Origin of the sequence: Phreatobacter sp. (genome assembly GCF_051860605.1) — a bacterium.
Taxonomy (GTDB): domain Bacteria; phylum Pseudomonadota; class Alphaproteobacteria; order Rhizobiales; family Phreatobacteraceae; genus Phreatobacter.
Genome location: NZ_JBHYDR010000008.1, coordinates 150451 through 173163, shown reverse-complemented (window position 1 = coordinate 173163; position 22713 = coordinate 150451). Strand labels below are relative to the sequence as shown.

At 68.0% G+C, this 22713-nt stretch carries 25 protein-coding genes and 1 tRNA gene; 14 read left to right on the top strand and 12 right to left on the bottom strand.

Annotation, left to right across the window (positions count from 1 at the left end; genetic code table 11):
- Positions 1-205 precede the first annotated feature (205 nt).
- Both ssb and ACTIFS_RS15375 read left to right on the top strand, forming a co-directional pair.
- On the top strand, positions 206-742 hold the full coding sequence (gene ssb, locus ACTIFS_RS15380; RefSeq protein WP_439574996.1) for a single-stranded DNA-binding protein: 537 nt from the start codon (positions 206-208) through the stop codon (positions 740-742).
- Between the two features lie 32 nt (positions 743-774).
- Positions 775-1284, top strand: coding sequence for a GNAT family N-acetyltransferase (locus tag ACTIFS_RS15375; RefSeq protein WP_439574995.1), 510 nt, complete (start codon positions 775-777; stop codon positions 1282-1284).
- A gap of 41 nt (positions 1285-1325) precedes the next feature.
- Here ACTIFS_RS15375 and ACTIFS_RS15370 read toward each other — a convergent pair whose 3' ends face one another.
- Positions 1326-1871 carry a TetR family transcriptional regulator gene (locus tag ACTIFS_RS15370; RefSeq protein ID WP_439574994.1) on the bottom strand — a complete coding sequence of 182 codons (546 nt, stop codon included), beginning with the start codon at positions 1869-1871 and terminating at the stop codon, positions 1326-1328.
- 78 nt (positions 1872-1949) lie between these two features.
- Here ACTIFS_RS15370 and ACTIFS_RS15365 point away from each other — a divergent pair, with 78 nt between their 5' ends.
- Positions 1950-2327: a hypothetical protein gene (locus ACTIFS_RS15365; RefSeq protein WP_439574993.1), complete on the top strand. Its 378-nt coding sequence runs from the start codon at positions 1950-1952 to the stop codon at positions 2325-2327.
- A gap of 212 nt (positions 2328-2539) precedes the next feature.
- The gene (locus ACTIFS_RS15360; protein WP_439574992.1) at positions 2540-2935 is read left to right on the top strand and encodes a DUF2306 domain-containing protein; all 396 of its coding nucleotides are present in this window, start codon (positions 2540-2542) and stop codon (positions 2933-2935) included.
- Here ACTIFS_RS15360 and ACTIFS_RS15355 read toward each other — a convergent pair.
- Positions 2932-3564, bottom strand: coding sequence for a MarC family protein (locus ACTIFS_RS15355; RefSeq protein ID WP_439574991.1), 633 nt, complete (start codon positions 3562-3564; stop codon positions 2932-2934). The two genes, ACTIFS_RS15360 and ACTIFS_RS15355, sit on opposite strands and share 4 nt — an antisense overlap.
- A 211-nt stretch (positions 3565-3775) precedes the next feature.
- Between ACTIFS_RS15355 and gyrA the strand changes: the two genes are divergently transcribed.
- Positions 3776-6532 (top strand): DNA gyrase subunit A, encoded by a 2757-nt coding sequence (gene gyrA / locus ACTIFS_RS15350; RefSeq protein WP_439574990.1) that lies wholly within the window; start codon positions 3776-3778, stop codon positions 6530-6532.
- Positions 6533-6715: 183 nt separating this feature from the next.
- Here the strand turns inward: gyrA and ACTIFS_RS15345 are convergent, their stop codons facing one another.
- Positions 6716-7144 carry a hypothetical protein gene (locus ACTIFS_RS15345; RefSeq protein WP_439574989.1) on the bottom strand — a complete coding sequence of 143 codons (429 nt, stop codon included), beginning with the start codon at positions 7142-7144 and terminating at the stop codon, positions 6716-6718.
- Positions 7145-7215: 71 nt separating this feature from the next.
- Positions 7216-8382 (bottom strand): M20 family metallopeptidase, encoded by a 1167-nt coding sequence (locus ACTIFS_RS15340; protein ID WP_439574988.1) that lies wholly within the window; start codon positions 8380-8382, stop codon positions 7216-7218.
- Between the two features lie 124 nt (positions 8383-8506).
- Here ACTIFS_RS15340 and coaD point away from each other — a divergent pair, with 124 nt between their 5' ends.
- The 5 genes from coaD to tgt all read left to right on the top strand — a co-directional run bounded on the left by coaD (position 8507) and on the right by tgt (position 12444).
- The gene (gene coaD / locus ACTIFS_RS15335) at positions 8507-9013 is read left to right on the top strand and encodes a pantetheine-phosphate adenylyltransferase (protein ID WP_439574987.1); all 507 of its coding nucleotides are present in this window, start codon (positions 8507-8509) and stop codon (positions 9011-9013) included.
- A gap of 31 nt (positions 9014-9044) precedes the next feature.
- A complete protein-coding gene (locus ACTIFS_RS15330) occupies positions 9045-9611 on the top strand; it encodes a peptidylprolyl isomerase (protein WP_439574986.1) in 567 nt (188 codons plus the stop codon).
- A 47-nt stretch (positions 9612-9658) separates the two neighbouring features.
- Complete coding sequence (locus ACTIFS_RS15325) at positions 9659-10159, top strand: peptidylprolyl isomerase (protein ID WP_439574985.1); 501 nt, start codon at positions 9659-9661, stop codon at positions 10157-10159.
- Between the two features lie 75 nt (positions 10160-10234).
- On the top strand, positions 10235-11311 hold the full coding sequence (gene queA / locus ACTIFS_RS15320; RefSeq protein WP_439574984.1) for a tRNA preQ1(34) S-adenosylmethionine ribosyltransferase-isomerase QueA: 1077 nt from the start codon (positions 10235-10237) through the stop codon (positions 11309-11311).
- Positions 11308-12444, top strand: coding sequence for a tRNA guanosine(34) transglycosylase Tgt (gene tgt, locus ACTIFS_RS15315; protein WP_439574983.1), 1137 nt, complete (start codon positions 11308-11310; stop codon positions 12442-12444). The genes queA and tgt overlap by 4 nt, the downstream gene beginning before the upstream one ends.
- 168 nt (positions 12445-12612) lie before the next feature.
- On the opposite strand, the gene ACTIFS_RS15310 is transcribed toward tgt, so the two are convergent.
- Positions 12613-13437: a polyphosphate kinase 2 family protein gene (locus ACTIFS_RS15310; protein WP_439574982.1), complete on the bottom strand. Its 825-nt coding sequence runs from the start codon at positions 13435-13437 to the stop codon at positions 12613-12615.
- Positions 13438-13591: 154 nt separating this feature from the next.
- Between ACTIFS_RS15310 and ACTIFS_RS15305 the strand changes: the two genes are divergently transcribed.
- Positions 13592-13972 carry a hypothetical protein gene (locus ACTIFS_RS15305; RefSeq protein ID WP_439574981.1) on the top strand — a complete coding sequence of 127 codons (381 nt, stop codon included), beginning with the start codon at positions 13592-13594 and terminating at the stop codon, positions 13970-13972.
- Here ACTIFS_RS15305 and ACTIFS_RS15300 read toward each other — a convergent pair.
- A complete protein-coding gene (locus ACTIFS_RS15300; RefSeq protein ID WP_439574980.1) occupies positions 13935-14474 on the bottom strand; it encodes a DUF2937 family protein in 540 nt (179 codons plus the stop codon). The two genes, ACTIFS_RS15305 and ACTIFS_RS15300, sit on opposite strands and share 38 nt — an antisense overlap.
- 99 nt (positions 14475-14573) lie before the next feature.
- Between ACTIFS_RS15300 and ACTIFS_RS15295 the strand changes: the two genes are divergently transcribed.
- Positions 14574-15131 carry a LemA family protein gene (locus ACTIFS_RS15295; protein ID WP_439574979.1) on the top strand — a complete coding sequence of 186 codons (558 nt, stop codon included), beginning with the start codon at positions 14574-14576 and terminating at the stop codon, positions 15129-15131.
- Positions 15132-15147: 16 nt separating this feature from the next.
- The gene (locus ACTIFS_RS15290) at positions 15148-16203 is read left to right on the top strand and encodes a M48 family metallopeptidase (protein WP_439574978.1); all 1056 of its coding nucleotides are present in this window, start codon (positions 15148-15150) and stop codon (positions 16201-16203) included.
- 15 nt (positions 16204-16218) lie between these two features.
- Here ACTIFS_RS15290 and ACTIFS_RS15285 read toward each other — a convergent pair whose 3' ends face one another.
- Positions 16219-17349 carry a M20 family metallopeptidase gene (locus ACTIFS_RS15285; protein ID WP_439574977.1) on the bottom strand — a complete coding sequence of 377 codons (1131 nt, stop codon included), beginning with the start codon at positions 17347-17349 and terminating at the stop codon, positions 16219-16221.
- A 177-nt stretch (positions 17350-17526) separates the two neighbouring features.
- Here ACTIFS_RS15285 and ACTIFS_RS15280 point away from each other — a divergent pair.
- Positions 17527-17601: transfer RNA gene (locus ACTIFS_RS15280), tRNA-Lys, on the top strand.
- Positions 17602-17622: 21 nt separating this feature from the next.
- On the opposite strand, the gene ACTIFS_RS15275 is transcribed toward ACTIFS_RS15280, so the two are convergent.
- The 5 genes from ACTIFS_RS15275 to recG all read right to left on the bottom strand — a co-directional run bounded on the left by ACTIFS_RS15275 (position 17623) and on the right by recG (position 22633).
- On the bottom strand, positions 17623-18369 hold the full coding sequence (locus ACTIFS_RS15275) for an SDR family oxidoreductase (protein WP_439574976.1): 747 nt from the start codon (positions 18367-18369) through the stop codon (positions 17623-17625).
- A gap of 101 nt (positions 18370-18470) precedes the next feature.
- Positions 18471-19250, bottom strand: a complete 780-nt coding sequence (locus tag ACTIFS_RS15270; RefSeq protein ID WP_439574975.1) for a hypothetical protein — start codon at positions 19248-19250, stop codon at positions 18471-18473.
- Between the two features lie 21 nt (positions 19251-19271).
- Complete coding sequence (locus ACTIFS_RS15265) at positions 19272-20168, bottom strand: PfkB family carbohydrate kinase (RefSeq protein ID WP_439574974.1); 897 nt, start codon at positions 20166-20168, stop codon at positions 19272-19274.
- A complete protein-coding gene (locus ACTIFS_RS15260; RefSeq protein WP_439574973.1) occupies positions 20165-20530 on the bottom strand; it encodes a YbaN family protein in 366 nt (121 codons plus the stop codon). Before ACTIFS_RS15260 ends, ACTIFS_RS15265 begins: the two co-directional genes overlap by 4 nt.
- A gap of 3 nt (positions 20531-20533) precedes the next feature.
- Positions 20534-22633 (bottom strand): ATP-dependent DNA helicase RecG, encoded by a 2100-nt coding sequence (gene recG, locus ACTIFS_RS15255; RefSeq protein ID WP_439574972.1) that lies wholly within the window; start codon positions 22631-22633, stop codon positions 20534-20536.
- Positions 22634-22713: the final 80 nt, after the last annotated feature.

Genomic DNA, 22713 nt, shown 5'->3' with positions numbered 1-22713 from the left:
AAACATCGATCAGCGCGACTTGCACAGCGGCGAGAGAACAAATATAGAACATACGATGCGTGCGAAATGGCGCTTGCTGAATTCCGGGGATAGCTCGTCGCGAGGGCTGCCCCTGCGATGACGCGGCGGCCGGAACGTGGGATGGCTCGCATCGGTTCAGCGCAAGGCGCCCCGGGCTTCGGGCTGCGGGGAAGGAGAGGGCGATATGGCAGGCAGCGTCAACAAGGTGATCCTGATCGGCAATCTGGGGCGCGATCCGGAGGTCCGGCGGCTCAACAATGGCGAGCAGGTCTGCAACCTGCGTCTCGCGACGACCGAAACCTGGCGCGACAAGGCCTCCGGCGAGCGCAAGGAGCGGACCGAGTGGCATCAGGTGGTGATCTTCAACGAGAACCTCGTGCGCGTGGCCGAGCAATATCTGAAGAAGGGCGCGAAGGTCTATCTGGAGGGCCAGTTGCAGACCCGCAAATGGACCGACCAGTCCGGGGTTGAGAAATATTCGACTGAAGTGGTTCTCCAGCGCTTCCGCGGCGAGATGGTTCTGCTCGACAGCCGGGGCGGTGGTGGCGGCGGCGGTGGCGGCGGCGGCGACTATGCGGACGAGAGCTTCGGCTCGTCGGGCGGCTTTGGCGGCGGCGGCGCCATCGAGGGGCGCAGTTCCGGGGGGCGATCGGAAGCGCCGAGGCGGCCCGCTGCGCCTGCGGGCGGCCGGTCGATGGATGATGATGAGATTCCGTTCTGAGGCACGCCGACAGTCGGGAGCGCAGGCAGCGCATGGCCGGATCGGAGGCGTTCTCCCATCTGCAGAGGGCGGCGCCCGCCGACCTCGCCTTCATCATGGCGACCGAGGGCCTGCCCCATAACGCCCTGCGGATCAGCCAGTGGCCGCATGAGCGCCACGCTGCCTGCCTTGGCGATCCCGATTTCGCCTATTGGCTGGCGGTCGATGCGGCCGGCCGGGCCGTGGGCTATGCCATCCTGCGCGGCCTCACCGACCGGAACGGCAATGTGGCCCTCCAGCGCATTTCAGTCGTCAGGCCGGGGCAGGGGACGGGCCGGCCATTCCTTCGGGCGCTTTGCGACCGGGTCTTCTCCGAGACCGACTGCCACCGCTTCTGGCTCGACGTGTTCACTGACAATCCGGCGGCACGCGGGCTCTATCGCTCGCTCGGCTTCACCGAGGAGGGCATCCTGCGTCAGAGCATCGTGCGCGCGGATGGCCGGCGCGCCGATCAGGCGGTGATGTCGCTGCTGCGGCCTGAATGGCTTGCCGCAGAGGCGTGAAAAGGCTCACCGAAAGGCCTTGAGCCTGCCACCCGCCGCGATCAGTCACGCCGAGTGAGAACCGGCAGGATGATGCCGACCACATCGGCCAGCCGCTCCTCGACGGGCTGGTCGGCCATGCGGAACTGGCCGATCAGGGCGTGATAGGCAAAGCGCGCCCGGGCCAGCGCCTCCGGTCGCTTGAAGCCGATGGCCTCGAACAGGCCGGCAACATAGGCAAGCCTGCGCGCGTCCACCGCTGCCATGGCTGATGCCGCTGTCGGATCCCGCGACGCCCAGTCGCGGATGGCCATGTCAAGGCGCCCGTCCGATCGGGTGACGATTGTCATGAGGTGGCGCAGCCGTTCCTCGGCGGTCTCGCCGCGCGCCTCCACATGGGTGATGATGTCGCCGGTCGCCGCTGCCTGCCAGGCCTCGAGCAGCGCCGCAAGCAGGGCAGGCCGGTCCTGGAAATGCCAGTAGAAGCTGCCCTTGGTGATGCGCAGCATCGCCGCCAGCCGCTCCACGCGTACGGCCTCGACGCCGCCCTCGGCCAGCGCTGCCAGCCCGGCAGCAATCCAGGCGTCACGGTCGAGGCGGCTTTTCATACGCGGAACCATACGGAACCGTATTGACTTGCGCAATCGCGTCGGCCAGTGTCCATACGCCAACGTATGGAGAGCAGCATGGAACAACCGGTCCTGCTTGTCGCCGCAGCGCTAACCCTGGCTGTCGGCCTGCTGCATTCATGGCTCGGGGAGCGGATGCTGATCGCTCCGCTGCTGGCATTGCCCGCCCGGGACGGGCCGCTGGCGCGCGCCTCGCTGCGGCGCGTGCTGCGCAATGCCTGGCACATCACGTCGGTCGCATGGGCAGGCATGGGCCTGGTCCTTGCCAGCCTTGCCTTCGCGCCGCTGGAGTCCTCCGGGCGGAAGATGCTGGTGATCATCGGCCTCATGTTTGCCGGGCAGGCGCTGTTCGTTCTGGCGACGAGCCGGGGCCGCCATGTCGGCTGGCCATTCTTCGCGGCCATCGGTGCCATCTCGCTCTGGGCCGCCGCCTGAGAGTCCGGTTCGGAGCGGAGAACCAAAGCCCCTTTCAAGGTCATGGCCGGGCCTGGCGAACGCTGCATCGCGAGCTCCCCAAGGGCGAACTTGCGATGAAAGGGATCGCGCGGGTCCACACGGCCTGCCGATGCCCATCCTTCGCCTTCCAAACGCCTTGACGGATCGAAGATGTAAATGTAAATAACTTCGGCATTCTGCTGGAGTCCGCCATGACCCTCACACCGCTCGTCAATGCCTCGCTGGCCATCCAGATCCACGCCTTCGCGGCGCTCGCGCTGATCCCCCTGACCGCCTTGCAGTTCTGGCGGCCGAAGCGCGGTCCCAGCCATCGCGTCATCGGCTGGACCTTCGTGGTGTTGATGACGGTGACGGCTATCTCGTCCTTCTGGATCCACAACATCCGGCTGATCGGCCCGTTCAGCCCGATCCACGTGCTGTCGGTGGTTACCCTGGTCAGCCTGGTGCTCGGGGTGCGGGCCCGGCGGGAGGGGCGCATCACGGCGCATCGGGGTTACATGACCGGCGTCGCCATCGGCTGGGCGGCGGCGGGTGCCTTCACGCTGCTTCCGGGCCGCCTGATGTTCCAGACCGTGTTCGGCAGCTAGGCTGCCCGCAGGGCCGCCCTGACGCCGTCCATGACGAACTGGACGGCCAGTGCCGCCAGGATGATACCGAGCAGGCGCGACACCACGGCATTGCCGAGCGTGCCGAGCAGGCCGTCGACCTTTTCCGCCATCAGCAGGAACAGCCAGGAGACCAGGATCACGGCCGCCAGCACGCCGATGAGCGTTGCCATCATGGCGACGTTGCCGGAGGCCTGGCCGGCCAGCAGCAGGGTTGCGGTGATGGCGCCCGGGCCGGCAAGCAGGGGGATCGCCATGGGGAAGGCCGCGACATTGACCACCTGCTCCTTGCCGATGGCGTCGCGCGCGGTCTCGCCCTTGCGGGTTGCCCTGAGCCCGAAAACCATCTCGAAGGCGATCCAGAACACGAGGAGGCCGCCGGCGATGCGGAAGGCGGGCAGCGAGATGCCGAGCTTGCGCAGCAGCCAGTCGCCGAAGAAGGCGCAGGCAGCCAGGATCAGGAAGGCGATCAGGCAGGCGCGCCAGGCGACCTGCCGGCGCTGGTCGGCCGAAAAGCCCTGCGTGACGGCGAGAAAGATCGGGACGAGGGCGACAGGCTCGATGATCACGAACATCGTGACCAGCGCGCCGGTGAGGAATTCGACCGTCATGACCACCCCGTTTCGCGCGCCCCGGGCACTGATTGTGGCCATTTGTGCAGGGCGTCGTCCACAACCCTGATCTGAGCCGGCGCAATCCATTGAAATCAATACGAAAAAACGATCGCTGAAAGACCCCGGAAAGTTGGAGATCGGCGGCGGAATCGGCTAGAACGTCGGCAGCCGGCGGATGCCTTTCGCCGGCCCCACCGGAAGAGTTCTCTTGGCCGACGACGACGACAAGACGCCGGAGGGCGCAACGCCCTCCGACCCCACCGAAATCCGCCCGATCTCGATCACCGACGAGATGCGGCGGTCCTATCTCGACTATGCGATGAGCGTGATCGTCTCGCGCGCGCTTCCAGACGCGCGCGACGGCCTGAAGCCCGTCCATCGCCGCATCCTCTATTCGATGCACGAGAACGGCTACGAGTGGAACAAGCCCTACCGCAAGTCTGCGCGCGTGGTCGGCGACGTCATCGGTAAATACCATCCGCATGGCGACCAGTCGGTCTATGACGCTCTCGTGCGCATGGCGCAGGACTTCTCCATGCGTGTCGAGCTGATCGACGGGCAGGGCAATTTCGGCTCCGTGGACGGCGATCCGCCGGCGGCCATGCGCTACACCGAGGTGCGGCTGGAGAAGATCGCCGACCAGCTGGTCTCCGACCTCGACAAGGCCACCGTCGACTTCCAGGACAATTACGACAATTCCGAGCGGGAGCCGAAGGTCCTTCCCGCCAAGTTCCCGAACCTTCTGGTCAATGGCGGCGGCGGCATCGCCGTCGGCATGGCAACCAACATCCCGCCGCACAATCTCGGCGAGGTGATCAATGCCTGCATCGCTACCATCGAGAAGCCCGAGATCGAGATCGAGGAGCTGATGGACTATGTGCCGGGGCCGGACTTTCCGACCGCCGGCCTCATCCTCGGCCGCACCGGCATCCGCCAGGCCTATCTGACCGGCCGCGGCTCGGTGGTCATGCGCGCCCGCACCTCCATGGAGACGGTGCGGCGCGAGCGCGAGGCGATCATCGTCACCGAGATCCCCTATCAGGTGAACAAGGCGCAGATGCTGGAGCGGCTCGCCGAACTCGTCCGCGAGAAGCGGGTCGAGGGCATTGCCGAGTTCCGCGACGAGAGCGACCGCGAGGGCATGCGCATCGTCATCGAGCTGAAGCGCGATGCCGTGCCGGACGTGGTGCTGAACCAGCTGTTCCGGTTCACCGCCCTGCAGCAGAGCTTCGGCTGCAATTTCGTCGCCCTGAACGGCGGGCGGCCCGAGGTTATGAACCTCAAGGACCTGATCGTCACTTTCATCGCCTTCCGCGAGGAGGTGGTGTTCCGCCGCACGAAGTTCCTGCTCGGCAAGGCGCGCGATCGCGCCCACGTGCTGTGCGGCCTCGCCATAGCGGTCGCCAATATCGACGAGATGATCCGCATCATCCGCGCCTCGCCCGATCCGGCCACTGCCCGTGCGGCACTGATGGGGCGCGACTGGGATGCGCGCGACATCGCCCCGCTGATCCGCCTCGTCGACGATCCGCGCCACCCCATCGCCGAGGACGGCACCTACCGCCTGTCGGACACGCAGGCCCGCGCCATCCTCGACCTACCGCTGCGCCGTCTGACCGCCCTTGGTCGCGACGAGATCGGCGACGAGCTGAAGGGGCTGGCCGACGAGATCGTCGACTATCTGGACATCCTGCGTTCGCGCGCGCGCATCCAGGGCATCATCCGGGACGAACTCACCGCCGTGCGCGATGAATTCGCCACCCCGCGCAAGACCGAGATCGTCGACGGCGTCGGCGAGTTCGAGGACGAGGACCTGATCGCCCGCGAGGACATGGTGGTGACCGTGTCCCATGCCGGCTACGTCAAGCGCGTGCCGCTCTCCACCTACCGGGCCCAGCGGCGCGGCGGCAAGGGCCGCTCAGGCATGCAGACGCGGGACGAGGATTTCGTCACCCGGCTGTTCGTGGCCAACACCCACACGCCGATCCTGTTCTTCTCCTCCAAGGGGCAGGTTTACAAGATGAAGGTCTGGCGCCTGCCGCTGGCAGCCCCCAATGCCCGCGGCAAGGCCTTCGTCAACATTCTCCCCCTCGACAAGGACGAGCGGATCACCACGATCCTGCCGCTGCCGGAGGACGAGACGACCTGGGGCGATCTCGACGCCATGTTCGCCACCACCGGCGGCACGGTCCGCCGCAACAAGCTCTCCGACTTCGTTCAGGTCAATCGCGGCGGCAAGATCGCGATGAAGCTCGACGAGGGCGAGGCCATCGTCGACGTGGCGGTCTGTACCGAGGCCGACGACGTGCTGCTGACCACGGCGGGGGGACAGTGCATCCGCTTCGCCGTGCCGGAGGTGCGTGTCTTCAAGGGCCGCGACTCCATGGGCGTGCGCGGCATCGCGCTGGCCGATGGCGACACCATCATCTCCATGGCCATCCTGCGCCATTTCGACGCGAATTCCGACGAGCGCTCCGCCTATCTGAAGATGCGCCGCGCCGTGACCGGTGAGGAGACCGGCGAGGACGAAGAGACCAATGGCAGCGGCGAACTGCCGGCCGAGCGCTATGCCGCCATGTCGGCGGCCGAACAGGTGGTGCTGACCATCTCGGAAAACGGCTACGGCAAGCGCACCTCGTCGTTCGAATACCGCATCACCGGCCGCGGCGGCAAAGGCATCGTCGCCATGGTGGTCAACGAGCGCAACGGCCCGCTGGTGGCGTCCTTCCCCGTGGAGGACAAGGACCAGATCATGCTGGTGACCGATGGCGGCCAGCTCATCCGCTGCCCGGTGGGCGGCATCCGGGTTGCCGGCCGCGGCACCCAGGGTGTCATCGTCTTCGACACGGATGAGGCCGAGAAGGTGGTGTCGGTCGAGCACATCACCGACGAAGGCGAGGATGTGGGGAACGGCGAAGGCGAGATCGCGGGCGAGGGCGAGGGCGAGGGTGAGACGGGCAAGTAGCGGTCGTCGCGGTCCTGTAGCGCAATCAAGCTCAAGCGAGTTTGGTTGAAGGAGGAGGCGACGTTGTTGTTGAAACTGCGCGCTTCGCTGGCGAACTCGTTGATATCGGCCCGAGGGTCGCGGAGGATAACTAGAGTCAGTACCTAGTCAGAGGTGCTACATACGTCCGAACAATACAGAGGATCACCACTCTGTTCCACTGAGAAGCGCCTCGCCGTCGCCGTCAAGCATTGGCTCGAGTGAAATCCGGAAGCGTTCCAGCGCCGCGTATTCGGTTGGGAAACTTATTGATGCGCGTTGCTGAACATCAGCGACGACTTCCCCCTGAGGGTCGCTAGCCAACTCGATGCGCACCAGGAGTTGCCCCCTGGCTCCTGCCGGGGCAATGGCGAGGCCGACGCGCACGAGGTCGGGTTGATCCGCCTCCAAGGCACCAACTCCGCCAGATATCGTCAATGGTGGGGTCGACGGAAGCGGGTACTGACTGAGAGCGCGGGCGAAGTCGATCAGGGTATCACGGTTGAACCACGCACTCGCGCGAGCGGCAAAGCCTCGGGCTTTTGCGAACACGTGCAATTCTCCGTGCCACTCGTCCTCACGAAGATAGGTCAAGCGCAACTCACTCATCGCTGCGCCCGAATGCTAGGTCCAGATGATTGCGACGGCTCCAAAGACAACTGCTCCTACTCCGCCTGCGTCCTCAAAATCGCCAGCGCCAGCGCCTGGGCGCGCGGCACGATGCTGTCGATCTCCAGATATTCCTCGGGCGTATGGGCATTGCCGCCGACCGGGCCGACGCCGCAGATGGTCGGCGTGCCGACGCTGGCGGTGAAGCCGGAATCGGCACAGCCGCCGGAAAACTCGCCGTCGAGGTCGGGCAGCCCGGCATCGGCGGCGGATGCCTTGTAGGCCACGAACAGGTCCCTGGCGTCCGGCGTCTGGACCACTGGCAGGAACTCGCCCTTGATCTCCAGCTTCGCCGACGTGCCCGGCACCGTCGATGTCGCGATGATCTTCTCGATGGCGGCCAGCGTCGCGGCGCGGTCGGCCGGCTCGACATAGCGCATGTCGATCTGGCCCTCGGCATGGGGCGCGGTGGTGTTGACCGACTGGCCGCCCGAGACGAGACCGACATTCAGGGTGATGCCCTTCTGCAGGTCGGTCAGCGCATGGATCTGAACGATCTTGTGAGCAATCTCTCCGATCGCGCTGATGCCGCTTGAGAAATTTCCTCCGGAATGCGCCGCCTTGCCATAGACGTCGAAGCGCATGAAGACCCCGCCCTTGCGTTCCGTCGTGACATTGCCCGTCGGCCGTCCGGGTTCCGAATTGTAGACGGCGCGCGCCGTCCGGCCCTCCCGCTCGATGATCGGCCGGGAGGACGGCGAGGCAATCTCCTCATCGGAGGTGATCAATACGCGGATCGGGCAGGGTGCCCCGCCGAGCGCCTTGAAGGCTGCCGCGACGAAGACATTCATGACCAGGCCCGCCTTCATGTCGGCGACGCCGGGCCCGTAGGCGCGCTTGCCCTCGATGGTGAAGGGGCGGCGGGCCACCTCGCCCTTGGGGAAGACCGTGTCGCGATGGCCCATCAGCAGGACCGGCTTGCGGTTGTCGCCGGGTTCGGTGACGAGGGCATGGACGGCATCGCCATAGACCTCGTTGCGCTCGCGCCAGGCGGAGATGTCGTGCTCCTCGAAGAAGCGCTCGAAACGCTCGCCGACGGCATCCACCCCGGTCTTGTCGTAGGAGCCGGAATCGGTGTCGACCACCTCGCGCAACAGGTCGATCATCGCGTCCCTGCGGTCGGCGATCCAGTCGCAGATCTGGCGTTCGGCGGGCGTGGTCATGGCATTCTCCTCGGCTGGCCCTTTGTCGCGTGGGCGCCGGCGTGGTGCAACCGGACGCGGGCATGGTTCCCTTGCGCGGGCGCGCCGGCTTCGCTAAGCGGATGGTCCCGACCGGCGGAGCCCCATGACGAAACGCATCGCGCTCTATACGGGCTCCTTCGACCCCGTCACCAACGGCCATCTCGACGTCATCCGCCATGCGTGCCGGCTCGCCGACGAACTCGTGGTCGGCATCGGCGTGCATCCCGGCAAGACGCCGATGTTCAGCGCCGGCGAGCGCCAGGCCCTGCTGACCGAGGTCTGCGAGCCGATCGCGCGCGCCGAGAACAGCACCTTCCGGACGGTCACCTTCGACGACCTGGCGGTGTGGGCGGCCCAGCGCGTCGGCGCGACCCTGTTCATCCGCGGCCTGCGCGACGGCACCGATCTCGATTACGAGATGCAGATGGCCGGCATGAATGCGGCCATGGCGCCGGACGTCCAGACCGTCTTTCTGCCGGCTTCGCCCACAGTGCGCCCCATCACCGCCACGCTGGTGCGGCAGATCGCCCTCATGGGCGGCGACGTCACCTCCTTCGTTCCGCCGGCGGTTGCGCGTGCGCTTGCCGGCAAGGTTCAGAAGAAGGCCTGACGCGCCGGACCGTCACTCCTGGAGAGATACCTTGAAGCGCCGCACGTTCCTCGCCGCCACGCTGGCGACCGCCGCCTCCGCCCCCGCCCTCGGCCAGGCGATCCGCATTCCGCCCGGCCTCGACCGGGAGAACGTCCTGGTCATCGAACTCAAGGACGGACCCGTCGTCGTCCGCCTGAGGCCGGACCTTGCGCCCCGCCATGTCGAGCGCATCAAGACGCTGGCCCGCCGGGGCTTCTATGACGGCATCGTGTTCCACCGGGTGATCGAGGGCTTCATGGCCCAGACCGGCGACCCGCAGGGCACGGGCATGGGCGGGTCGGACCTGCCGAACCTGCCGGCGGAATTCTCGCGCGAACCCTTCGTGCGTGGCGTTCTGGGCATGGCCCGCTCGCAGAACCCGAACTCGGCCAATTCGCAGTTCTTCATCATGTTCGCCGAGGGTTCGTTCCTCAACAACCAGTACACCGTGTTCGGCAATGTCGTGTCGGGCATGGACGCCGTCGACCGGATCAAGCGCGGCGATCCCGCCCGCAACGGCACGGTTTCCGGACCGGACCGCATGGTCCGCGTGCGGGTCGCCGCCGACATCCGCTGACGATCCAGACAGTTCACCGCGAGACACTGCAACGAAAGGAGGCCGTCATGGCCCTCGACGCCGAAAACACCATGATCCTGGAAACCACGAAGGGCCGCGTCGTCATCGCCATGCGCCCGGACCTTGCCCCCGGCCATGTCGACCATATCAAGAAGCTCGTCCGAGAGGGCTTCTACGACGGCATCGTGTTCCACCGGGTCATCGACGGCTTCATGGCCCAGACCGGCTGCCCGCACGGCTCCGGCACGGGCGGTTCGAGCTATCCGAACCTGAAGGCCGAGTTCAATGCCGAGCCGCATGTGCGCGGCACCGCCTCGATGGCCCGTGCGCAGAACCCGGATTCGGCCAATTCCCAGTTCTTCATCTGCTTCGACGATGCCGGCTTCCTCGACCGCCAGTACACGGTCTGGGGCAAGGTCGTGGACGGCATGGACAATGTCGACGGCATCAAGCGCGGCGAGCCGGTGCGCGATCCCGACAAGATCGTGGTGGCCAAGATGGCCGCCGACGACATGGCGACCTATGGCGACGTGGTCGCGAAGCTCTGAGCCTTCGTGCTAGGGGACACGGCGCCCGGAGCGATCCGGGCGCCGTTTTCGTTGACGGAAGGCCCCCGTTCGCCCATGCGCGTCGACCTGTTTGATTTCGACCTGCCGCCGGAGCGGATCGCGCTCAGGCCGGCAAGCCCGCGCGATGCGGCACGGATGCTGGTGGTGCGTCCGGGCGAGGCGGTCGCCGACCGGACAGCGCGCGACCTGCCAGATCTGATGCAGCCGGGCGATGCGCTGGTGTTCAACGACACGCGCGTCATTCCCGCCCAGCTCGACGGCATCCGCGAGCGTGACGGCCAGGTGGCCGGCATCTCGGCGACGCTTCACCGTCGGCTCGCAGACAACCGGTGGCTCGCCTTCGTGAAGGGCGCGAAACGGCTGAAGGCAGGCGACCGGGTGCGCTTCGGCGAGACGCCCGAGGCCTGCCTGCTCGGCGCGCTGCACGCGGAGGTGGTCTCCAAGGACGATGACGGCGTCGTTTTCGATTTCGAGTTTTCAGGGCCGCATCTCGACGAGGCGATTGGCCGGGTCGGCCATGTGCCACTGCCGCCCTATATCGCCTCCCGGCGGGCCGAGGACGCGCAGGACCGCACCGACTACCAGACCGTGTACGCCCGTGACGAGGGGTCGGTCGCAGCCCCCACCGCCGGGCTGCACTTCACGCCGGAGCTTTTGGAGCGGCTGAAGGCGCGGGGCATCTCGCTGCATTTCCTGACGCTGCATGTCGGGGCCGGCACGTTCCTGCCGGTCAAGGCGGACGACACCGACGACCACCGGATGCATCCGGAATGGGGGCTGGTGAGCGCCGACATGGCCAAAGCGCTCAACGGCGTGCGGTCCCGCGGCGGCCGGATCGTCGCGGTCGGCACGACCTCGCTGCGGCTTCTGGAAAGCGCGGCATCCGAGGATGGCGCGATCCGGCCCTTTGCCGGCGAGACGCGGATCTTCATCACGCCGGGTTACCGGTTCCGGGCGGTGGACGCACTGATGACCAATTTCCACCTGCCGCGCTCGACCCTGTTCATGCTGGTCTCGGCCTTTGCCGGGATGGAGACCATGAGGGCGGCCTATGGCCATGCGCTGGCCGCCGGCTACCGGTTCTATTCCTACGGCGATGCCAGCCTGCTGTTCCGCGAGGCTGTGCCATGACCGGCTTCTCGTTTGCCATCGCGGCCCGTGACGGCGCCGCGCGGACAGGGACGATCGTCACGCCGCACGGGCCGATCCGCACGCCGGCCTTCATGCCGGTCGGCACGCAGGCCACGGTGAAGGGCATGTACATGGATCAGGTGAAGGCGCTGGGCGCCGACGTGATCCTGGGCAACACCTATCACCTGATGCTGAGGCCGGGCGCCGAGCGGATCGCCGCGCTCGGCGGGCTGCACCGCTTCGGCGGCTGGAGCGGGCCGATCCTGACCGATTCCGGCGGCTTCCAGGTCATGTCACTGGCCAAGCTCCGGAAGCTGACCGAGACCGGTGTCACCTTCGCCAGCCATATCGACGGGTCCCGCTACGAGCTGACCCCCGAGCGGTCGGTCGCGATCCAGGGCCTGCTCGGCGCGGATATCCAGATGCAGCTCGACGAATGCGTGGCGCTGCCGAACGACCGGGCGACCATCGAGAAGGCCATGCAGCTGTCGCTGCGCTGGGCGGAGCGCTCGCAGCGCGCCTTCGCGGCGCAGCCGCCGGGCCGGGCGCTGTTCGGCATCGTGCAGGGCGGCGACCAGCCGGATCTGCGCGTCGACAGCGCGAAGGCGCTCTCGGCCATGGACTTTCCCGGCTATTCCATCGGCGGGCTGGCGGTCGGCGAGCCGCAGGAGGTCATGCTGGCCATGATCGAGGCGGTCATGCCGCATCTGCCGGACGCCAGGCCGCATTACCTCATGGGCGTCGGCACGCCGGACGACCTCCTGGCGGCCATTGCCCGCGGCATCGACATGTTCGACTGCGTCATGCCGACCCGCAACGGCCGCCACGGCCAGGCCTTTTCGCGTTTCGGCCGGGTCAATTTCCGCAATGCCCGCCATGCCGACGATCCGCGGCCGCTCGACGAGACCTCGTCCTGCCCGGCGGCGCGGGATTATTCGCGGGCCTATCTGCACCACCTGGTGCGGACCGAGGAGATGCTGGGCTCCATGCTGATCACATGGATCAACCTCGCCTATTACCAGGACCTGATGGCCGGCGCCCGGGAGGCAATCGCCGCCGGCCGCTTCGCCGACTATGCGGCGGAGGTGCGGGCGAACTGGGACCGGGGAGACATCCAGCCCTGGTCCGCCTGACGATCGCCCATGGCGTGGTTCAGGTCGAAAGTCTTTTTATAGGAAAGATGCCCTTGACAGCGTGACGATGGTCAGGCATGTTTCAGGCATGTTCGAAAGCTGTGTCCGGGGACGGAGGGTCCCTGACGGACCACCTGACCGGCGCAAGGATCCGGACGCACGCTTCCGTCAGTCGATCACGAAATCGGACGGTTTCCACGGCATTTTCGGGTATTTCGGATTCATGGTCTCCAGCGTCTTGCGGACGGTGGCGGCGATGATGCAGTTGCGGGCCCATTTGCGGTCGGCCGGCACCACCACCCAGGGCGCCAGTTCTGACGAACATCGCGAGAGCGCGATCTCATAGGCCTTCTGGTAGTCCGTCCAGAGCTTGCGGTCCTCGAGGTCGCCGGCATTGAACTTCCAGTTCTTCCCCGGCTCGTCGAGGCGTTCCTGCAGCCGTTCGCCCTGTTCCTTGCGGGAGATGTGCAGCATGAATTTGAGGATCACCGTGCCGTTCTCGGCGAGGATCTGCTCGAAGGCGTTGATCTGGCCGTAGCGCTGCTCGATCGCCTCTTTGGGAGCGAGATTGCGCACCCGGCCGACCAGAACGTCCTCGTAATGCGAACGGTTGAAGATGCCGATCGTGCCGCGCCGGGGTGCCGCGGCATGGACACGCCAGAGGAAGTCATGGGCGAGTTCCTCCTCGCTCGGCCGCTTGAACGCCGTGACATGGACACCCAGCGGGCCAGTGGCGTTGAACACGCCGCGGATCGTGCCGTCCTTGCCGGCCGTATCGGTGCCCTGCAGCACCACGAGAAGGGCACGACGGCCCTCCGCATAGAGACGGTCCTGCAGGCGGTCGATCTCGACCACGTCCTCGGCAAGCTGCGCGCGGGCCTCCTCCTCCTCGCCGAGGAAGTCGACCTCGCGCGGATCGATCGTTTCGAGGCTCACCTTCGCGCTGGGCCGGACGACGAGGTGGCTGAGGTGTTTTGGAAACGTGTGCTGCATGTTTCACCGACGCAGAGGGAGCCGACATTGTCGGGGCACGATGCCGGCGAGGCAAGGCCGCTGCATCCAGAGACCGATGGAACCAAAGTCCGCTGCATCCGGGAGCCGGTATGGCGGGTATCGCAGAGGACGCAACCTGATCGAGGAGCCGCGCATGACCCGATCCCGCCTGCCTGCCATTGCAGCCGCCGTGCTGCTCGCGGCCCTTGCCGGCCTCGCCCCGTCCGCCGCACAGACGGAGGATTACGGTTCCTGGCCGCTGCTGACCGATCCGTTCCCCAGCACCGGCGGGGGCGGCATCATGATTGGCGGCTATAATCCGGTCGTGGAGGGGCGCCTCTGCCGCACCGCCTTCACCGCCACGACGCCCAACGGCACCATCTACCGCAACACCGTCGAATTCGATGCGGTGGAGGCCCAGGGCGGGATCCTGTGCACGAACGGACGCTGGCGCGCCGCCGACGGCAGCGCTTCCGGCACCACGCCGTTCCGCATCTTCATCCGCGAAAACGTGAAGCGGATGGCTCCGCCCTGACGGTATCGGCGGACCTGCGGCGCCGGCGTCGCTGGATCGGCGCGATCAGGGCGCGCCCGCCCAGCCAGCCGAGCAGGAAGCCGCCGAAGGCTGCGGCCAGGCCCTCGGCGGTGACCGGCACCGCCGGCTCGAACTGATCGGCGGCGCGGCGCGCGATCTCCGGCTCGTAGCGGCGGGCAAACGTCGCAAGGCGCCAGAAGGGGCCGGCCTGCTCATAGGCACGAAGCTGGTCCTGGAGGCGGGCGGCGCGTTCGGCATCGGCGCGCACCTGTTCGCCGCGCTGGCGGGCGAGGCTGTCCGGATTGCCAGCCAGCCGGTCGATCCCCGCCTCGCGCGACAGGCTGAGCCGGGCGGTCTCGGCGTCGAAATCGGCCAGCATGCGGTTGAGTTCGTCGATATGGCCGCCGAGCCGCTGGCGGTATTGCTGGGCGAATTCGGGTACCTGCGAGCCAACAAGGCCGATGACCAGGGCGAGGAAGAACACGATCCTGCGGAGAATCACGGCATGGCCCCACAGGGGCCGGACCCGACCTTCAAGCTTTGCAGACGGCGCCGGGCGTGGCACCTTCCCGCGAAGCAGGGGCAGATGCAGGAGCATGTCATGTTTTGGGCCGTCCTCGGCGTCATCGCGGTGATCGTCGCCTACGTCATCTTCATCTACAACGGCCTCGTCGGGCTCCGGCAGCGGGTGAACCAAGCCTTCGCCGATATCGACGTGCAATTGAAGCAGCGTCATGACCTGATCCCCAACCTGGTGGAGACGGTCAAGGGCTATGCCTCCCACGAGCGCGAGACGCTGGACGAGGTGGTGCGGGCGCGCAATTCGGCCATGGCGGCAAGCGGCCCTGCGGCCCAGGCCTCCGCCGAGCAGATGCTGTCGGGCGCGGTCGGCCGGCTGCTCGCCCTCGGCGAGGCCTATCCGGACCTGAAGGCCAGCGCCAATTTCCAGCAGCTCCAGGGCCAGCTGGCCGATGTCGAGAACAAGCTGGCCGCCGCCCGCCGGTTCTTCAACAATGCGGTCAGCGAGTTCAACGCCTCGCTGCAGGCTTTCCCCGCCGTGCTGTTCGCCGCCTCGCTCGGCTTTACCCAGCGCGAATTCTTCGACGTCGGGCCGGAGGCGCGCACCCAGCTCGAGGCGCCGCCGACCGTGAAGTTCTGACCGGGCCGGCTGCGTCATGCCGGCGCCGGCCTTCGGGCTCTACGGCCATATCCGCAACAACCGCATCCGCTCGTGGTTTCTCCTCGGCGGACTGTTCCTGCTCGCCTATCTGCTGACCTTCGGCGTTATCCTGATCGGCTACGGGCAGGCGGGCGTGCCCTATGGCGCCAGCCTGTTCGGCGAGAGCTTCTGGGTGTTCCTCACGGCTCTGCCGTTCGTCACGGCGGCAACGGCGCTGTGGGTGTTCATCGGCTACCGGTTCAATGTCGCCATGATCAACGGCATGACCGGCGCCCGGCCGCTTGCCCAGCAGGACAACCCGAAGCTTCACTCCATGCTGGAGACGCTGTGCATCTCGCGCGGCATGACGACGCCGAAGCTTGCCATCCTCGACACCGACGCGCTCAACGCCTTTGCCAGCGGCGTGAACGACAAGCAGTACACGGTGACCGTGACATCGGGCCTTCTGAACAACCTCAACGACGAGGAGGTCGAGGCGGTGCTGGCCCACGAGCTGACTCATATCCGCAATGGCGACGTCAAGCTGATGATCATCGCCGTGGTGATCGCCGGCGTCGTCTCGCTGGTCGGCGAACTGGCTTTCCGGGGGCTGGCGCGCGGGGGCATGCGCTCGTCCTCGTCATCCGACCGCAAGGGCAGCGGCGCCATCGTGCTGCTCGGCCTCGCCATGGTCGCCATCGCCTGGTTTCTGGCCATCGTGGTGCGCCTGTCGCTGTCGCGGGCGCGCGAATATCTGGCCGATGCGGGCGCGGTGGAGCTGACCAAGAACCCCGACGCCATGATCTCGGCGCTGCTGAAGATCTCCGGCCGGGCCGATATCCCGAACGTGGCGTCGGGCGTCATGGATATGTGCTTCGAGAACGATCCGGACGATCTCGGCGACCTGTTCTCGACCCATCCCTCGATCACCAAGCGCGTGCAGGCGCTGGTGGACATGGCCGGCGGCCGGATGCCCGACATGCCGCCGCACCCGCTGGCCATCGACCAGCGGCAGGACCTGCCGACCATGGTGCAGGAGCACAGCCACTGGGGCGCGCGTCGGCCGCGCTGACTAGCGGAAGGCTGTTCAGGCGCCCGCCGTCTCGAACAGGCGGACAAGCAACTGCGTGCGCGGCACGAGGCAGGAGATTTCCAGATATTCGTGGTGGGTGTGCGGTCCGTCGCCGATGACGCCGAGCCCGTCGAGGGTCGGCACGCCCAGCGCGCCGGTGAAATTGCCGTCCGAGCCGCCGCCCGCGACGCGCTCGCCGGCGATGGCGAAGCCGAGTTCGCGGGCAAGGCTTGAGGCGTGGTCGTAGAGCGCCTGGATCGCCGGGGTCTTCACATAGGGCGGGCGGAACAGGCCGGGACGGATGTCGAGGCGGACGTCGGGATCGACCGGCCGGAGCGCCATCAGCGCGGCGCGCACCTCCGCCTCGGCCTCGCCGGTGGGCACCAGCACATAGATGCAGGCCTCGCAGTGGATCGGCACCATGTTCTCGTGGGTGCCGCCGGAAATGGTGCCGACATTGAGCACGATGGTGCGCGAATAGTCGGTCATGGCCTCGATGGCCAGAACCTGCCGGGCCATCTCGCGAATCGCGCTGCGCCCCTTGGCGTGATAGGCGCCGGCATGGGCGGGCAGCCCGGTCGTCGTCATGTGGTAGCGGGCGATGCCGTGGCGGGCGATGGTCAGCTTGCCACCCTCGCCGGAGGGCTCGACCACGAAGACCAGTTGATGGCGGCGTGCCTCGGCCTCGATATGCGCCCGCGAGAACGGGCTGCCGGCCTCCTCGTCGGGGATCATCATGACAGTGACCGGCAGGTGCGGCCGGCGGCCGGTTGCGTGAAGGTGGGCCAGCGCCGACATGGCGATCGCATTGCCGCCCTTCATGTCGTAGATGCCCGGCCCGTAGGCGCGGTCGCCCTCGATGCGAAAGGGCAGCGGGCCGGCCAGCGTGCCGACCGGGTGGACCGTGTCCATGTGGCCGAGCAGGAGGATGCCCGGCCCCTCGCTCTCGCCGGGGATGCGGCCGATCAGGATGTCGCCGAGGCCGTCCTCGCCGGGGATGCGCTCGATGCGCGCGCCGAGGGCGGCAAGCAGGCCCGTGGCGTGATCGGCGACGCGGTTGACGGCGGCGGCGTCCTGCGTCGGGCTCTCGATGAGCACCCAGTCGCGGACGGCGGCGAGAAGGGAATCGGGAGAAAGCTGCTGCATGGCCTGCCATCGGGGTTCGGGGCGGCAAGGCTGGCGGGGCGCGGGGCAGGGGGCAACGGCGCGGAGGGGATGGAAGCCATGCATCGCGCCGGCGGGGTGCTGTTTGCCCGTGGCGGGCGGGTTCACGGCGACCTGCGTTGACTTCCCGGACGCGATCCGCCAAACCCGCGCCCGGATGGGCGGGTAGCTCAGCGGTAGAGCACGTGACTTTTAATCATGTGGTCGTGGGTTCGATCCCCACCCCGCTCACCATCCGCGCTTCCCGGCGCCCCCCTACAGCGAAAATCCGCCATCCACGATGTGGATCGCGCCCGTCGTGTAGGCGGCCTCGTCGGAGGCGAGATAGACCGCAAGCAGCGCCACCTCTTCCGCCGTGCCGAGACGGCCGATGGGCTGGCGGTCGATGAAGGCCTTGCGGGCCGCGGCCTCGCTCTGGCCGGTGGAGGCGGCGAGCGCGCGGATGCGATCGTCGAGCGAGGGCGACTGGATCGTGCCGGGGCAGATGGCATTGGCGCGGATGCCGCGGCGGATGAAGTCGATGGCGACCGACTTGGTCAGGCCGATGACCGCCGCCTTGGAGGCGCCATAGGCGTAGCGGTTCGGCACGCCGCGGATGGAGGAGGCGCCGGAGGCGATGTTGATGATCGAGCCCGCGCCCTTGTCCAGCATGCCCGGCAGGAAGGCGCGGATGGTGCGGTGCATGGACTTGACGTTGAGGTCGAAGGAGCGGTCCCAGTCGGCCTCCGCGGTGTCGAGAACCTGGCCGTGATGGACCCAGCCGGCGGCGTTGACGAGGATGTCGATGGGACCGGTCTTCGCCGCGAGGGCCTCCACCTGGCGGGTCGAGGTGACGTCGAGCTTCAGCTTGCGTGCCCTGGGGATGCCGTCGAGCTTCGCCTTGTCGATATCGGTGGCGATGACCTTCGCGCCCTCGGCCGCGAAGGCCTCGGCAATGGCCCGGCCGATGCCGTTGGCCGCGGCGGTGACCAGCGCCACCTTGCCCTGAAGACGTTTCGCCATCCCTGCTCTCCCTTGCACGGCGGCCGTCGCTGCGGCCGTTCCGATCCCGTCAAATCGGTTGAAGAGGTGGCACGGGCCGGGCCGGCCTGTCCAGCCGCGAGCTATCCGCCGTAGCGCTGGGAGAGTTGCAGATCGAAGCCCTTCAGGTCGGTCAGCACCCGGTCGAGCAGGCCCGGGTCGCGCAGCCTGAGGGCCGTATCGACCACGTCGAGCGCCGCCATGATCGCCTCGACCCGGCGCTGGTAGTCGCCCTCGGCGACCATGTCCTGGGAGGCGAAGGCATCGCAGCGCCGCAGCGCGAAGCGATAGACGGCCGCCCGCGCGATGACCTCGCCGCGCGTCTCGGCGCGGGCGAGATCCGGCGGCGTGCGGCGGACAGTGACGAAGGAGTCGAGGGCGGCAGTTGCCTCGTCCAGGCACTCGACAAGGCCGTAGAGCCCGGCCGCGCGGCGCATGCCGATCCAGTCCTGCCGCAGCGGGCCGAGTTCGTCGAGCGCAGCGTCCGTCCGGCCCTGCGACAGGCCCTCGGCAGCGCGGCTGAGGCGGGCGATCGTACCGTCCAGCGTCTCGGCGAACAGGGCGGTGCGGGTGAAGATGGCCGGTGGGTTGTCGCGAAAGTTGCGGACGGTCTCCTGCCAGTGGACCGACAGCTGCTCCAGCGACCGCACGGCATCATCGGTGCGGCCCTCGCGCAGGTTCGTCACGGTGATGCGGAACAGTGTGCGCGCCTCGGCGACGCGGGCGATGAAGGCTTCCGTTTCCGACGAAAAGGCCACGCGACCGCCGGCACCGGTCAGCCCGGCGAGCGTCAGCAGGACAAGCAGGAGGCGAACGGGCCCGGACACGCGGCGGACACTAGCCGAACCGGAGGTCTTGTGCATCCGTATGCGCTCCGATGGCTCTCATGATCCGGCAAGCAGGGCATCCAGCGCCGCACGGTGCGGCATGCCGGCCCGCCCTCCGAAAACGGTGCATTTCAGAGCGGCCGCGCCATTGGCGAAGCGGACCGCCTGTCGCAGCGGCTGATGCTCGCCCAGCGCCACAGCCAGCGCGCCATGCCATGTGTCGCCGGCTCCCAGCGTATCGACCGCCGCGACCGGAAAGGCCGGTTCGTGCCGCACGCGCCCATCCTCCATGTACCAGGCACCCTTCTCGCCATCCGTGACCAGATACACATTTGCGCGGCTGGTGGATGCGGCCGCGAGTGCCGAGGCAACGTCGTCGATCCCGGTCAGTTCCTTCAGCGCGGGCGCCGAGAACCCGACATGGGTGGCAAGGTCCAGCACCGCCGGATCGCTCGGCCGCCGGTCGGCGTCGAGGACGGAGGGAATGCCGGCGGCGCGCGCCTGAGGCAGGAGCCTGAGGGCTGCGGCGATCCAGCGCGTCTCGGCATAGCAGGCATCGGCACCGGCCAGCAGGGCGTCCGGCAGGTCGGCGGCATCGCCGAGCGTGGCATTGTCGGAATGGCTCACCACCATGCGCTCGCCCGCCGGATCGACGATCACCGACGAGACGGGCGAACGCCCGCCGGGCACGCGCGCGACGGCGCTGCAGTCGATGCCCTCGGCGGCCAGCCCCGCGATGATCGCGTCGCCCGGCAGGTCGTCGCCGAGGCGCGTGACGAGCGAGACGGCGGCACCCAGCCGGGCCGCCGCAACCGCCGCATTGCCGGCGAGCCCGCCGCCGGACATGACGAGATCCTTCGCGCGGTATTTCACCGCTTCCGTGGGCATGGTGTCGACCGCATAGACAAGGTCCAGCGTGGCGATTCCGGCACAGACGATGCGGGGGCGGGTCATGCGTTCGGCCTCGTTCCGACATAGAGCGCGCTCAGGGCGAGGCAGAGGCCCGAGACGGCGATGGCGACCGGCGGCGCGGTCATCCAGACGATCGCCCAGGACAGGGCCATGGAGCCGATGGCAATTGCCTTGATGCGCGGCTCGATGGCGCCGCGCTCGCGCCATTTGCGCACCGGCGGGCCGAAACGGGGATGGTGGATGAGCCACCATTCGAAGCGCGGCGAGGAGCGGGCAAAGCACCAGGCCGCGAGGATAAGGAAGACCGTGCCGGGCAGGCCGGGCAGAATGATGCCGACCACGCCGATGGCGGTGAACAGGCAGCCGGCGAGGAACAGCAGGGCGCGCCAGGGTCGCTGCAGCATGGCTCAGCCCGCCTTGACGAGGCGGATCGCCTCGTCGCGGCCGAACAGGTAGAGCAGGTCGCGCAAGGCCGCGCCGCGCGGGCCGGCCAGCTGCGGGTCGGTCTCGATGAGCAGCCTTGCGTCCTGCCGGGCGATTTCGAGCAGCGGGGCGTGATGTTCCAGCCGCGCCACCTTGAAGCCCGGCATGCCGGACTGCCGGGTGCCAAGCAGGTCGCCCTCGCCGCGCAGCTTCAGGTCCTCCTCCGCGATCCGGAAGCCGTCCTCGGTCTCGCGCAGGATGTCGAGGCGGCGGCGCGCGGTCTCGCCCAGCGGGCCGCGATAGAGCAGGATGCAGGTCGATGCCTCGGCGCCCCTTCCGATGCGTCCGCGCAGCTGGTGAAGCTGCGACAGGCCGAAGCGCTCGGCATGGTCGATGACCATGATCGAGGCCTGCGGAACATCGACGCCGACCTCGATGACGGTGGTGGCGACGAGGATGCGGGTGTCGCCCCGCACGAAGTGCTGCATGGCGGCATCCTTGTCGGCGCCCTTCATGCGGCCGTGAACGAGGCCGACCGCCGCGCCGAAGCGCTGTTCGAGCAGGGCGAAACGCTCCTCGGCCGCGGCCAGGTCAGTCTCCTCGCTCTCGGCGACAAGCGGGCAGACCCAGTAGATCTGACGGCCGGCGGCGAGCGCCCGGCCGATGCCGTCCACCACCTCCTCCAGCCGTTCCAGGGCGACGATGCGGGTATCGACCGGCTTGCGGCCTGCCGGCTTCTCGGTGAGCTGGGAGGAGTCCATGTCGCCAAACCAGGTCAGCACCAGCGTGCGCGGAATGGGGGTTGCGGTCATGACCAGAAGGTCGACTGCCTCGCCCTTGGCGGTCAGCGCCAGGCGCTGGTGGACGCCGAAGCGGTGCTGCTCGTCGATGACGGCAAGGCCGAGGTCGTGGAAGGTCACACCCTCCTGGAACAGGGCGTGGGTGCCAACCACGATGGCGGTCTCGCCCGAGGCGAGGCGGGCCAGGATGGTCTCGCGCTCGCGGCCCTTTTCACGGCCGGTGAGGATGGCGACCTCGAGGCCGGCAGCGGTGCCGAGCTCCCGCAGCACCTTGGCGTGCTGGCGGGCGAGCAATTCGGTCGGGGCCATCAGGGCCGACTGGCGGCCGGCCTCGGCGGCGGCAGCCATGGCCATGAGCGCGACGACCGTCTTGCCGGAGCCGACATCGCCCTGAAGCAGGCGCAGCATGCACGTCCCGGCGCTCATGTCGGCGGTGATCCCGGCGATCGCCTGACGCTGGGAGCCGGTCAGCGCGAAGGGCAGGGCCGCCTCGATGCGTGCGCGCAGCGCGCCATCGCCGGCATTGGCCCGGCCGGCCGGCCGCCTCAGATTGGCACGGACCAGCCCGAGGGCGAGCTGGCCGGCGAGCAGTTCGTCATAGGCCAGTCGCGACCAGACAGGGCTGGCGGGGTCCTGGTCCTCTGGCCCTGCCGGCATGTGAACCTGCCGGAGGGCGGCGGCAAAATCCGGCCAGCTCTGCCGGACGAGGAGCCGGTCATCCTGCCATTCAGGTAGTTTGGGCAGCTTTGCCAGCGCGCCTTCGGCGGCTCGCCGGACGATGCCGGCGGCAAGCCCCTCGGTCAGCGGATAGACCGGCTCGACGAGCGGCATGGTCGCGGCCTGTTCGACCGTCATGACCCGGTCCGGATGGACCATCTGGCGCATGCCGTCGAACAGTTCGATCCGTCCGGAGACGATGCGGGTCTCGCCGACCGGGCACATCGGCTCGATGCGGGCGCGATGGGCGTTGAACCAGACCAGCGTCAGGTCGCCGGTCTCGTCCGACACCAGCACGCGATAGGGCGCGCGTGCCTTGCCGGGCGGGGGCGGGCGGTGCCGCTCGATGTGCACTTCCAGGGTGACGATCGCGCCCGGCACCGCCTCCGCAAGCGTCGGCCGTGCCCGCCGGTCGATGATCCCGGACGGCAGATGAAACAGCAGATCGATCACGCGCGGCGGGCCGTCCGTGCCGAGAAGCCGTCTGAACAGGCCCTCCAGCTTGCCGCCGACGCCCTTCACCGCGGTGAGGGAGGCAAAGAGGGGATCGAGTCGCGCCGGACGCATGGCGGGATTGTATCGCAGATTGCGGCGCTGACAGGTCCCCCGCGCGGTGCTAGGGAAGCGGCCGAACCGGGTGGCGCAAG

Bases quoted from the DNA above. Each gene is read 5' to 3' on its own strand.
- ACTIFS_RS15305 (WP_439574981.1), top strand. From the start codon at position 13,592: ATGACCCGATCCCGCCTGCCTGCCATTGCAGCCGCCGTGCTGCTCGCG.
- ACTIFS_RS15340 (WP_439574988.1), bottom strand. From the start codon at position 8,382: ATGACCACGCCCGCCGAACGCCAGATCTGCGACTGGATCGCCGACCGC.
- ACTIFS_RS15370 (WP_439574994.1), bottom strand. From the start codon at position 1,871: ATGAAAAGCCGCCTCGACCGTGACGCCTGGATTGCTGCCGGGCTGGCA.
- ACTIFS_RS15310 (WP_439574982.1), bottom strand. From the start codon at position 13,437: ATGCAGCACACGTTTCCAAAACACCTCAGCCACCTCGTCGTCCGGCCC.
- ACTIFS_RS15270 (WP_439574975.1), bottom strand. From the start codon at position 19,250: ATGCACAAGACCTCCGGTTCGGCTAGTGTCCGCCGCGTGTCCGGGCCC.
- ACTIFS_RS15375 (WP_439574995.1), top strand. From the start codon at position 775: ATGGCCGGATCGGAGGCGTTCTCCCATCTGCAGAGGGCGGCGCCCGCC.
- ACTIFS_RS15275 (WP_439574976.1), bottom strand. From the start codon at position 18,369: ATGGCGAAACGTCTTCAGGGCAAGGTGGCGCTGGTCACCGCCGCGGCC.
- ACTIFS_RS15360 (WP_439574992.1), top strand. From the start codon at position 2,540: ATGACCCTCACACCGCTCGTCAATGCCTCGCTGGCCATCCAGATCCAC.
- coaD (WP_439574987.1), top strand. From the start codon at position 8,507: ATGACGAAACGCATCGCGCTCTATACGGGCTCCTTCGACCCCGTCACC.
- recG (WP_439574972.1), bottom strand. From the start codon at position 22,633: ATGCGTCCGGCGCGACTCGATCCCCTCTTTGCCTCCCTCACCGCGGTG.
- ACTIFS_RS15290 (WP_439574978.1), top strand. From the start codon at position 15,148: ATGCCGGCGCCGGCCTTCGGGCTCTACGGCCATATCCGCAACAACCGC.
- queA (WP_439574984.1), top strand. From the start codon at position 10,235: ATGCGCGTCGACCTGTTTGATTTCGACCTGCCGCCGGAGCGGATCGCG.
- tgt (WP_439574983.1), top strand. From the start codon at position 11,308: ATGACCGGCTTCTCGTTTGCCATCGCGGCCCGTGACGGCGCCGCGCGG.
- ACTIFS_RS15355 (WP_439574991.1), bottom strand. From the start codon at position 3,564: ATGACGGTCGAATTCCTCACCGGCGCGCTGGTCACGATGTTCGTGATC.
- ssb (WP_439574996.1), top strand. From the start codon at position 206: ATGGCAGGCAGCGTCAACAAGGTGATCCTGATCGGCAATCTGGGGCGC.
- ACTIFS_RS15265 (WP_439574974.1), bottom strand. From the start codon at position 20,168: ATGACCCGCCCCCGCATCGTCTGTGCCGGAATCGCCACGCTGGACCTT.
- ACTIFS_RS15365 (WP_439574993.1), top strand. From the start codon at position 1,950: ATGGAACAACCGGTCCTGCTTGTCGCCGCAGCGCTAACCCTGGCTGTC.
- ACTIFS_RS15295 (WP_439574979.1), top strand. From the start codon at position 14,574: ATGTTTTGGGCCGTCCTCGGCGTCATCGCGGTGATCGTCGCCTACGTC.
- ACTIFS_RS15260 (WP_439574973.1), bottom strand. From the start codon at position 20,530: ATGCTGCAGCGACCCTGGCGCGCCCTGCTGTTCCTCGCCGGCTGCCTG.
- ACTIFS_RS15285 (WP_439574977.1), bottom strand. From the start codon at position 17,349: ATGCAGCAGCTTTCTCCCGATTCCCTTCTCGCCGCCGTCCGCGACTGG.
- ACTIFS_RS15325 (WP_439574985.1), top strand. From the start codon at position 9,659: ATGGCCCTCGACGCCGAAAACACCATGATCCTGGAAACCACGAAGGGC.